Annotated in this window: 14 protein-coding genes; 12 read left to right on the top strand and 2 right to left on the bottom strand. The window is 60.4% G+C overall.

Going from position 1 to position 9,320, the window contains the following annotated elements:
• Positions 1-71 precede the first annotated feature (71 nt).
• Both Q7S58_RS00615 and Q7S58_RS00610 read left to right on the top strand, forming a co-directional pair.
• Positions 72-332 carry an SDR family NAD(P)-dependent oxidoreductase gene (locus Q7S58_RS00615; protein WP_304819729.1) on the top strand — a complete coding sequence of 87 codons (261 nt, stop codon included), beginning with the start codon at positions 72-74 and terminating at the stop codon, positions 330-332.
• Positions 333-592: 260 nt separating this feature from the next.
• Positions 593-1,270 carry a TetR/AcrR family transcriptional regulator gene (locus Q7S58_RS00610; RefSeq protein WP_304819727.1) on the top strand — a complete coding sequence of 226 codons (678 nt, stop codon included), beginning with the start codon at positions 593-595 and terminating at the stop codon, positions 1,268-1,270.
• A 32-nt stretch (positions 1,271-1,302) separates the two neighbouring features.
• Here the strand turns inward: Q7S58_RS00610 and Q7S58_RS00605 are convergent, their stop codons facing one another.
• Both Q7S58_RS00605 and Q7S58_RS00600 read right to left on the bottom strand, forming a co-directional pair.
• Positions 1,303-1,485, bottom strand: coding sequence for a GMC oxidoreductase (locus Q7S58_RS00605; protein WP_304819725.1), 183 nt, complete (start codon positions 1,483-1,485; stop codon positions 1,303-1,305).
• Entirely contained in the window at positions 1,410-1,790 is a 381-nt protein-coding gene (locus Q7S58_RS00600) for a hypothetical protein (protein ID WP_370655429.1), read from the bottom strand. The genes Q7S58_RS00605 and Q7S58_RS00600 overlap by 76 nt, the downstream gene beginning before the upstream one ends.
• A gap of 265 nt (positions 1,791-2,055) precedes the next feature.
• On the opposite strand from Q7S58_RS00600, the gene Q7S58_RS00595 reads away from it, so the two are divergent.
• From Q7S58_RS00595 to bluB, 10 genes are all read left to right on the top strand, one after another.
• Positions 2,056-2,586: a cyclic nucleotide-binding/CBS domain-containing protein gene (locus tag Q7S58_RS00595; protein ID WP_304819723.1), complete on the top strand. Its 531-nt coding sequence runs from the start codon at positions 2,056-2,058 to the stop codon at positions 2,584-2,586.
• Positions 2,587-2,871: 285 nt separating this feature from the next.
• Complete coding sequence (locus tag Q7S58_RS00590; RefSeq protein WP_304819721.1) at positions 2,872-3,417, top strand: hypothetical protein; 546 nt, start codon at positions 2,872-2,874, stop codon at positions 3,415-3,417.
• Positions 3,418-3,658: 241 nt separating this feature from the next.
• Complete coding sequence (locus Q7S58_RS00585; RefSeq protein ID WP_304819719.1) at positions 3,659-4,438, top strand: SDR family NAD(P)-dependent oxidoreductase; 780 nt, start codon at positions 3,659-3,661, stop codon at positions 4,436-4,438.
• A gap of 62 nt (positions 4,439-4,500) precedes the next feature.
• Positions 4,501-5,511 (top strand): LLM class flavin-dependent oxidoreductase, encoded by a 1,011-nt coding sequence (locus tag Q7S58_RS00580; protein WP_304819717.1) that lies wholly within the window; start codon positions 4,501-4,503, stop codon positions 5,509-5,511.
• A gap of 19 nt (positions 5,512-5,530) precedes the next feature.
• On the top strand, positions 5,531-6,301 hold the full coding sequence (locus tag Q7S58_RS00575) for a glutathione S-transferase family protein (protein WP_304819715.1): 771 nt from the start codon (positions 5,531-5,533) through the stop codon (positions 6,299-6,301).
• 35 nt (positions 6,302-6,336) lie between these two features.
• Complete coding sequence (locus tag Q7S58_RS00570) at positions 6,337-6,804, top strand: glycine/sarcosine/betaine reductase selenoprotein B family protein (protein WP_304819713.1); 468 nt, start codon at positions 6,337-6,339, stop codon at positions 6,802-6,804.
• Positions 6,805-6,840: 36 nt separating this feature from the next.
• Positions 6,841-7,185 carry a hypothetical protein gene (locus tag Q7S58_RS00565; RefSeq protein WP_304819711.1) on the top strand — a complete coding sequence of 115 codons (345 nt, stop codon included), beginning with the start codon at positions 6,841-6,843 and terminating at the stop codon, positions 7,183-7,185.
• Between the two features lie 84 nt (positions 7,186-7,269).
• A complete protein-coding gene (locus Q7S58_RS00560; RefSeq protein ID WP_304819709.1) occupies positions 7,270-7,662 on the top strand; it encodes an MAPEG family protein in 393 nt (130 codons plus the stop codon).
• A 211-nt stretch (positions 7,663-7,873) separates the two neighbouring features.
• Positions 7,874-8,398 carry a thiol peroxidase gene (tpx, locus tag Q7S58_RS00555; RefSeq protein ID WP_304819708.1) on the top strand — a complete coding sequence of 175 codons (525 nt, stop codon included), beginning with the start codon at positions 7,874-7,876 and terminating at the stop codon, positions 8,396-8,398.
• Between the two features lie 80 nt (positions 8,399-8,478).
• Positions 8,479-9,258 (top strand): 5,6-dimethylbenzimidazole synthase, encoded by a 780-nt coding sequence (gene bluB, locus Q7S58_RS00550; protein ID WP_304819705.1) that lies wholly within the window; start codon positions 8,479-8,481, stop codon positions 9,256-9,258.
• Positions 9,259-9,320 lie beyond the last annotated feature (62 nt).

The raw sequence follows: 9,320 nt of genomic DNA, 5'->3' as shown, positions 1-9,320 counted from the left end.
CGTTGACTATGGACGATATTGACCAAGGTTAATCGCGCGCGCCGCATCGCTCTCTAACGGAGGCGCCAATTTTGGATCTCGGAATCGCAAGCCGCAAGGCTATCGTATGCGCCTCGAGCCGCGGCCTCGGCCGCGCGTGCGCCGAAGCGTTGCCCAAGGAGGGCGTCCAGGTCGTCATCAATGGACGAGATGCCGCGCGTCTCGAGCAAGCCCTTGTGGAGTTTCGCGCCGCCGGCGCCAACGTCGTCGCGGTGCGCGCCGATATCAAGCGTCGGGATAGCTCACATGCCTTGCCTCAGTACGGAGTAGCTATCGATGTCATATTGGGTTGACCTTCTTAAGTGCCAGGTTCGCCAGGTCAAAGGCCGGTATCGCAGCCGCATAATAGAAGGTGGCGAAGGCTTCCCGCTGGTGCTGTTACATGGCAATGGCGGCCACGCTGAGAACTATGTTCGCAACATTCCTTTTTTCGCCCAACACTTTGGGCGCAGTTCGAAAACGCGGACCAGCACAATCGCGTGGTTCTGGATTTTGTGAAACAGTGACAACCTTCTAGTAGCTACTCGATTAGCAGGTTGCCCGGGGTGTGGGAATGGCAGTTAACAGCAATGTAATTCCACTTAGCCGGTCGGAGCGCAGCAAGCTCGACAAATACGAGCGGATCAAACGCGCCGCGCGCGAGCTTTTTCGGCGCAAAGGATTTCACGAGACTACCACCAGCGAGATTGCTGAGTTGGCGGACGTCGCGAAAGGCACGGTCTTCTTTCACGCCGGAACCAAGGAGTCGCTACTCGTGATGTTCTTTCAGGAGGAGGTCGGCCACTCGGTCAATCGCGCGTTTGCGACGGCGCCTAAAGCCTCCTTGCTCGATCAGGCGATGCACGTCTTCACCGTGATGCTGGAGCACATGGAACGCGATCTGGAACTGGCCCGAGTATTCATGAAAGAGGTCGCGTTTCTAACTGACGACAGGCATCGTGTCGATGAAGTTACCGCAGGCTTCTTCAGGAAGATGTCTGAACTTATCGAACAGGCGCAAGAGAAGGGTGAAATTCGCAAGGACATAAGCCCTCCGCTGCTCGCTTACAACCTCTTTGCCTTGTACTTCGCGTTCCAGTTGCTATGGCTGCGCGGCGGCGAGCCATCGTGGAAGAGCGCGACTCCCTCGCTGCGCGAAATCCTGGAGCTGCATCTAATGGGTCTGCGCGATTCGGGCGATAAGCGCCCTGGCTTTTCTACAGCCAGGCGGCTCGGCAAAGCCTCGCGCTAGGACGATCGTTATCCGCGAGTAGCGATCGCTTATCAGGCAGCGCGCTTGCCGCGGATTCGATCCGCCATCATCTCTGCGATCATCACCGTGCTCAGATGCGTATTGGCGCGAACGATCTCCGGCATGATCGAGCAATCGATCACGCGTAGCCGCTCCACACCTTTGACGCGGCAATCCGGATCGACCACCGAGCGCGCGTCCGGCGCCGGACCCATCCGGCAGGTTGACGATTCATCGCGTAGGGAGAAACGCCGGTGCCGGTCGGCGCGTTGTGATCCTCGCACCAGCCGTAGCCTTTATCGAGGCAGACGTCGTGCAATGCGCGATCGACGCCGCCCCAATTCTCCTGCGGCGCGCGCCACACCGGAATCGGTCCCCGATTTCCGTGATACGGCTGGCCGCCGAAATCGAGATCGTTCTCCAGCTTGATAAAGTACGGCAGCACTTCTTCGCCCGACCATCCGGCGCATCCCTGGCGCGCCCAAATATCGAAATCGTCGAGCATCCCGCGGATCGCGATTTGACCGTTGATCGCCGAACTGCCGCCGACTCCGCGCCCGCCGACCCTGCGCCGACGATGATTACATCAACTGGAACCGAAGCCATCGTAACTCCTTCAATCGCGGCCAATCCTTCACCTTGCCGCAGTTTTTGCCAATGACGCTCTCACCCTCGTGCGATAACGCCTCCGAAGCACGCGCGATGCGCTCGCGACCTTTGCCCTAAATCCGGAAACACCGTAGGCTTTTCTTTCGACCGAACGTCGACACGGGAGACCACCCACGATGCCCAGCGACGAAGACGTACGCGAATCACTGTTGGACGACGAGCATCCCGGCCCGAAGGACCTCGAGTCCGTGCTCGCCAATACCACGCTCAGCGAAGTGGTGTCACAGCCGGCGTTGATCGTAAACGCCTCAGCCACCCTCGGCGAAGCCATCGCCCTGATGCAGCGGGAGCGCCGCGCCTGCGTGTTGATCGAGGAGCACGGCGCGCTCGCCGGCATCTTCACCGAGCGCGACGTCTTGATGAAAGTCGTCGGCCACTCGATCGACCTTGAACGCACGCCGATTACCGCCTCGATGACCCGCGATCCGTTCACGCTGCCCGCCGACGCCAACGTCGCTTTCGCGCTCAGCAAGATGGTGCTCGAAGGTTTCCGCCACATCCCGCTGGTCGATGACGACGGCCGGCCGACCGCGGTCGTCTCGATGCGCAATCTGATCGAGTATCTCGGCGAGATCCATTCGCGCGATATGCTGACGATCCCGCCCGAACCGCATCAGGCTCGCTCGCGCAGCCGCGAAGGCGCCTAGCGCGCGCATCCTGTCGTCGATTTTGGATTGACGTCGGACCGTTGCCGGCTAAGCGGGATTATAGTCTTATGCCGTGACAGAAGAAGATCGGAACGTGACGTAAGGCGGATTCGTTGGTTAGTACGTCGGGCACTTGAATTTCTGCATACGCATACATTTGGAAAACGAGTGAACTAGCTCGTGAAGATGTGTGCAAAATGTGGACACGTGCCAGCTAGGCAGGAGGCGCGATTTTGCGGCAGATGCGGGACAAATCTCGAGAGTAGCGCGTCGCAAGAACCGGCTGTGCTGCGAACAGGCATCCCAGCACCCTCGTATCAACCGACCCGCACTTCGTTGGCTACCCCTCTAAAGCTTTCAACTGCCAATGTAAGCGGCGGAACTCCGATTTCCAATCGCTCGATTCCCGCTATCATTGTGATCGTCGTCGCACTGGGGTTGGGATGGTGGTCTTGGACGAATTACCATCATCCTACTCCCGACCGGATCGTTCTCAAGGCTTTCGAGGCGTTCAGGGGCAACAACTCTGCCGCAATTACGGAACTGATGAGCAACGAAGGCCGACGCAACGCTGACCTGCTCTGCGGGGGCGCGGCAATGAACTGTCTCACGTGGAACTATGGCGCTTTCGGAGCATTGAGCTCCTATTCCGCCGAAGTAAAATCGAAGGGCGAGAAGACTGCGGAAGTATTGCTCAAGACGTCTTGGGCTGCAGAAAATGCCAGTCTTTTGTGTCAAACGTTCCAGCTTGAAGAAGGCGGCGAAGGCTGGGCAATTCGATTCTTTGAGCCTCCAGAAACATGCAATCCGGCGCCAAAGCCTCGATTCTAGGCCGATTGTTCGCTTTCAGCACTTTGCAGTCTCCTCTTCCCAGAGATCCGCGCTTCGTCGTAGGACTTTTTGGCTGGTCCAACCGCGTTGCCGGCGTCGGTCGCTCCAACCGTCAAATGCTCAGTCAGGAACGAATAGCGTGCATCCCCGATCTTCGCATTGTCCGGCCTACGCGAGTTCGTGTGCAAGTTTCGAGCGATTGCGTTATCAGTGGGACATCCTGTTCCAAAGGAGGCGCACCATGGCTCGGCTAGCGGGCAAGATCGCGTTGATTATCGGTGGCGGCGCTGACGGTCCCGCCAACACGGGCGAGAAATTATCGATCGGCAATGGACGCGCCACCGCAATCATGTGCGCGCGCGAAGGCGCCGCGGTGATGGTCGCTGATCGTTCGCTCGAACTCGCGCAGCAGACCGCCAATGCGATTCGTGAAGAAGGCGGACGCGCGGAAGCGGTCGCAGCCGACGTTAGTATCGAGGATCAATGCCGCGGCGCAGTCGAGGCGACGATCAAAGCATTCGGCGCGCTGCATCTGCTCGTGAACAATGTCGGCATCGGCATCGGCGGCAGCCTGCTTAAAACCACTACCGAGCAGTTCGACACGATGCTCGCGGTGAATCTGAGAAGCCATTTTCTCACGATGCGCTACGCGGTCCCGGAGATCGCCAAAGCCGGCGGCGGCGCGATCGTCAACGTGTCGTCGCTCGCCGCGCTGCGCAGCAACCGCATGATTTCCTACGAGGCGACCAAGGCCGCGCTGCTCGGATTAGGGCGTTCGGCGGCGGTCTCGCACGCCCGCGACAACATCCGCGTCAACACGATACTGCCCGGCCTGATCAATTCGTCGATGGTGCGCCGGCTGATCGGCGATCGCGAAGCGCGAGTGGCGCCGGGCATCCCGATGCATCGGCAGGGCACGCCGTGGGAAATCGCGAAAGCGATCGTGTTTCTGCTCTCCGACGATGCATCCTACATCACTGGCACCGAATTGATCGTTGACGGCGGCCTCGCCGCACGCTGATCGAGGCGGTCCTGCTCAGCACTTAGTGCGCTGGAGCTAGTCGCCGCGTGGGGTCTGAAAAAATGCGCAAAACAAAAATCGGCTATCAGCTCGACTTCCGCAATCCTCCGACTTCGACGATTTCGTTTCGCGACCTTTATCGTCACTGCTTTGAGCAGGTGCAGGCGGCCGAGGCGATGGGCTTCGATTCGATCTGGCTGACGGAGCATCACTTCACCGACGACGGGTACCTGCCCGCGATGATGCCGGCCGCAGCCGCGATTGCTGCGCGCACCACTCGCGTCACGATCGGCACTTACGTTTTGCTCGCGCCTTTCGTTCATCCGTTGAAGCTCGCCGAAGATTCGGCCTTCGTCGATGTGCTCTCGGGCGGGCGTTTGCGGCTTGGAATCGGGCAAGGCTATCGGGCGGAAGAATTCGATGGCTTCGGAATTCCACGCGCCGAGCGCCTCGGCCGCACGCTCGAGACGCTCGAAATATTGAAGCTCGCGTGGACCGGAGAACGTTTCAGCTTCGATGGCAAGTATTTCAAGTTTCGCGACGTGCGCGTACTGCCGCGACCCGTGAGCCAGCCGTATCCTGAGCTGCTGTGGGGCGCAGGCGCGCCCAAGGCGATTCGCCGCGCCGCGAAGCTCGATCTTTCGTTCGCCTGCGTGGGCGGGCGCAAAGAAGCTGGCATTTATATCGAGGCGCTGAAGGCGGCCGGCAAAGATCCATCAAAATACAATATCGTCGCCAACCGCGCGGTGTACGTCGCGAACAGTGAAGAAGAGGCCTGGCGCGACACGCGCGATGCCCTCATGTATCAGGCTGAGTTGTACGGCAAGTGGCTTTCCGCCGCCGCCGGCACCACTGACCAGAGCAAAGTGCTGATTCGTCCCGACCCCGAGCGGCTGCGGCGTACCAGCGTGCTCGGAACGCCGGCCGAAGTTCGCGACAAGCTGAACGCGATTCTCGACGCAACCCCGTTCACGGAATTGATCGTCGTGACGCAACTGCCGGGACTCGATCCCGCCAAGGCGCGCCGCTCGCTCGATCGATTCGGTCTCGAAGTGCTGCCTCAACTAAGATAGCCGACGGAGTTCGACCACCATGAAGTTATTCACCTACGCAACGAGCCCCTACGCGCGCAAGGCCCAAATGGCGCTCGAGTTCAAAGGCGTCGCCTTCGAGCCGATCGAACGATGCTACTCGCTCGATCGAAAAGAAGATCTCCGCGCCGCCAGCGAACGCGCCGAAGTTCCAGTCCTGGTGCTCGACGACGGCCGCACGATCTCCGACTCCACGATCATCTGCGAATACCTCGAAGATGCGTATCCGACACCGCCGCTGTTTCCGAAGGATCCATTCGCGCGCGCGCAAATGCGTACGCTCGAGGATCTCTGCGATCGCGGCTTCGATGCCGTCAGCTACGGTTACTGGATGTCGCAGTTGCGCAAAAATTCTCCCGAGGCTGATGCGATGGCCCGCGCCGCCCGCGACGAATTTTCGCGCCTGCTCGCGCGCCTCGAAGCGGCGCTCGGCGAGCGGCAGTTCTTCTTCGACAACGTCAGCATCGCCGACCTGTCCGCGATCTGTTACGTGCCGTCTGCGCCCGCGATGGGCATCGCGATGGATTCCTATCCTCGACTCAGCGCCTGGATGAATCGGATGCGCGCGATTCCCGCCGTCGCCGCCGACAACGATCGTCTAAAGCGCGCGCTCGCAAATATGCACGACATCGCGAGCGAACTCGAAGGCCCCGACGGCCGAATTCATTGGCGCGATACGCGGCTTGAGTGGCCGGTGCGCAAGGGCTTTATTGATCTTGTGGTGCGCGAGTTCCGGGCGGATAAGATGATGTTTCCGCCGGATGCGTGTTGATCGAAACCGCGCCGCGCGAACGGAGCATAACAAAGATGCCAGTCGATTACATTCCACGCACGCGCGATCTGTACGGCGATTTCATTCCGTACCGTTGGGTCGTCAATGAGACCGTGCCGTTCACTCCGCTCACAAAACCGATTGCGCAGTGCCGCGTCGCGATGATGAGTTCGGGCGGATTCATGTATCGCGATCAGCCGCGCTTTCATCGCGAGGATTCGACGTACCGGCGCATCCCAAAAAATGCGCGCTGCGACGAGCTCAACGTCTGGCACTTCGGCTACCCGACGCACGATGCCGCGATCGATCCCAATTGCGTGTTTCCGCTCGAGCGGCTTCGCGAACTCGAATCTGCCGGCGTGATCGGCGAGCTGATAGATCCCGTCTTCAGTTTCATGGGCGGGATTTATTCCGCGCGCCAAGTCCGCGACGAACTCGCGCCGCAAATCGTCGATGAACTCAAACGCGCGCACGCCGACGCCTTCTACCTCGTCCCTGCCTGACCCGTGTGCCATCAGTCCGTTGGACTGATCGCGCGCGTGGCCGAAGAAGCGGGAATTCCGTCGCTGTGCATGACGTCGGCGCTCGACATCACGCGCTCCGTGAAAGCGCCGCGCGGGGTGTTTGTGAATTTTCCGCTCGGCCATCAGACCGGCAAGCCGAACGAGCCCGAGCTGCAGCGCCGGATCGTGACCGACGCGATGCGCGCATTCGACACGATCATCGCGCCCGGCACGATCGTCGAGCTGCCGTACGTCTGGGATGCGAACGATCGCACCTGGGAGACGCGCGACTACACCAAGGGCTGGATGCCGCAGGCGCCGCCGCGCGAGGTGGCCGACGCGCTCGAGGCGGCACGAATCGCCAAGTACGCGCGCCCGTAGCATCTAGCTCCTCCGCCTCGGCGCGAGTAGCTTCATCCAAGCGAACGCGGGTCTGCCGCCACAACGAGGATGGGAGGTGCGGGTATGATGAGCTATGCGGGACTCGAAATCGTCACGCTGCTGGCGTTGATCGAGTATTCGGTGCTCGGCGCGATGGTTGGACGCGCGCGTTTGAAGTACAAGGTCGAGGCGCCGGCGACCACAGGAAACGCGCAATTCGAGCGCTACTTCCGGGTGCATCAGAACACACTGGAGGCGCTGATCGTCTTCCTTCCGGCGGTCTGGATTTTTTCACTCGGCGTGAACTATCAGATCGGCGTGGCGCTCGGGGTGCTGTTCCTGCTGGGCCGCATCCTTTACGCCAACGGCTACTTGAACGCTCCGGAAAAGCGCGCGCCCGGCGCGATCGTTACGTTCGCCATCAACACCATTCTGGTGGTCGGAGGATTGGGCGCACTGCTGGTTCGAGCGATCTGAGATCGGCTGAATTTTGCGATCGCATTGACGATGCGCGCCGGGTGCATCGTGCGGGTCTTTGTGGCGCTTCGCGTTATGCCGCGCATGGTGTCAGAATCGGCTCGCCAGCTAAACAAAGCTGCAAGGCAAGGTCGCGGGTTTACCCGAACCATCCGCGCGGCTAATCTCGGCTGGATCGAGTTTCTATACATCACTGAGGAGATTTTGAATCATGGCGGAAGAACGCACTGGCGCCGTTACGATGCGGGGCAACCCGATGACGCTCATCGGTCCCGAACTCAAGGTCGGCCAGAAGGCCCCCAGCTTCAACGTGGTCGGCAAGGGCCTGCAGCCCGCGACGCTCGACCAGTTCAAGGGCAAGGTCAAGGTCATCACCACGATTCCGTCGATCGATACGCCGGTCTGCGACGCCGAAACGCGCCGCTTCAACGAGGAAGCGTCGAAGCTGCCTGGTGACGTCGAGATCTTGAGCGTCTCGATGGATCTGCCGTTTGCGCAGGCGCGATGGTGTGGGGCGGCCGGCGTCGATAAAATCACGACGCTGAGCGATTGGCGGAGCGCCAGCTTCGGCACCAGTTACGGCGCGCTGATCAAGGAACTGCATCTGCTCGCGCGATGCGTCTTCGTCGTCGATAAGAATGACAACGTCACTTACGTCGAGTACGTGAAGGAAGTCGCCAACCAGCCCAACTACGAGGCCGCGCTCGAGGCGGCCAGGAAAGCCGCCGCGGCTTGAGCCGCGATCGAATCGAACGGGCGAGTCGTGCGTTCGCGGCCTGCCCGTTTTCTTCTTTCGATTGCGCCACGACACCTTCGATGAATTCCGGCGGCCGACGTTCGCGGCGGAGTCGCAACGAGTTCAGCGATTCGCTCAAGCGCGGACTCTACGAAACGATCTTTCGCCGCCGCGATATCCGCCAGTTCAACGACGATCCGATTCCCGATGAAGTGCTCGCGCGAATATTGATCGCGGCGCATCATGCGGCCAGCGTCGGTTTCACGCAACCGTGGGATTTCATCATCGTGCGCGATCGCGATCGTCGCCGCCGCGTCAAGGAAATTTTCGAAGCCGAGCGCGCAAGGAATGCTGCCGATTTCACCGGCGCGCGCCGCAAGAAGTTTCTCTCGCTCAAGCTCGAAGGAATCCTCGAAGCGCCGCTGAATCTGATCGTCACCTGCAAGCCCGATCGATTCGGTCCCGGCGTGCTCGGCAAGACCAGCATCCGCGACGTCGAGATCTATTCCGCCTGCCTCGCGGTCGAGAACCTGTGGCTCGCTGCGCGCGCGGAAGGAATCGGCGTCGGATGGGTGAGTATCATGCGCAACGACGCGCTTGCCGAAATCTTTGGAATTCCGCGCGATGTAATCCCCGTCGCATATCTTTGTCTCGGCTACGTCGATGAATTTCCCGAGCGGCCAACTCTCGCGACCGCTGAATGGGCCAGCAGATTGCCGCCGCGAACCTTGATTCATCTCGATTCGTGGAACGGCGAGCCTAAGAATGACCCGCACCAGTCTGCGGCGCGGGAGCTGAAGTCAAAGATCGATGATCCGTCGATCTGGCGCGCGATCCTTCCCGCCGATTCCATCGACTAACCACCTGTGTTTTGTTCGTCGATGTTCGATCTCACCACGTTGTCATTCTGAGGCGAAGGCTG

The organism is Candidatus Binatus sp. (assembly GCF_030646925.1).
GTDB lineage: Bacteria > Desulfobacterota > Binatia > Binatales > Binataceae > Binatus.
The sequence above is the reverse complement of the archived record's forward strand: the minus strand, read 5'-3'. Positions and strand labels throughout refer to the sequence as shown.

Bases quoted from the DNA above. Each gene is read 5' to 3' on its own strand.
- Q7S58_RS00560 (WP_304819709.1), top strand. From the start codon at position 7,270: ATGATGAGCTATGCGGGACTCGAAATCGTCACGCTGCTGGCGTTGATC.
- Q7S58_RS00570 (WP_304819713.1), top strand. From the start codon at position 6,337: ATGCCAGTCGATTACATTCCACGCACGCGCGATCTGTACGGCGATTTC.
- Q7S58_RS00595 (WP_304819723.1), top strand. From the start codon at position 2,056: ATGCCCAGCGACGAAGACGTACGCGAATCACTGTTGGACGACGAGCAT.
- bluB (WP_304819705.1), top strand. From the start codon at position 8,479: ATGAATTCCGGCGGCCGACGTTCGCGGCGGAGTCGCAACGAGTTCAGC.
- Q7S58_RS00610 (WP_304819727.1), top strand. From the start codon at position 593: ATGGCAGTTAACAGCAATGTAATTCCACTTAGCCGGTCGGAGCGCAGC.
- Q7S58_RS00575 (WP_304819715.1), top strand. From the start codon at position 5,531: ATGAAGTTATTCACCTACGCAACGAGCCCCTACGCGCGCAAGGCCCAA.
- Q7S58_RS00580 (WP_304819717.1), top strand. From the start codon at position 4,501: ATGCGCAAAACAAAAATCGGCTATCAGCTCGACTTCCGCAATCCTCCG.
- Q7S58_RS00585 (WP_304819719.1), top strand. From the start codon at position 3,659: ATGGCTCGGCTAGCGGGCAAGATCGCGTTGATTATCGGTGGCGGCGCT.
- tpx (WP_304819708.1), top strand. From the start codon at position 7,874: ATGGCGGAAGAACGCACTGGCGCCGTTACGATGCGGGGCAACCCGATG.
- Q7S58_RS00605 (WP_304819725.1), bottom strand. From the start codon at position 1,485: ATGGGTCCGGCGCCGGACGCGCGCTCGGTGGTCGATCCGGATTGCCGC.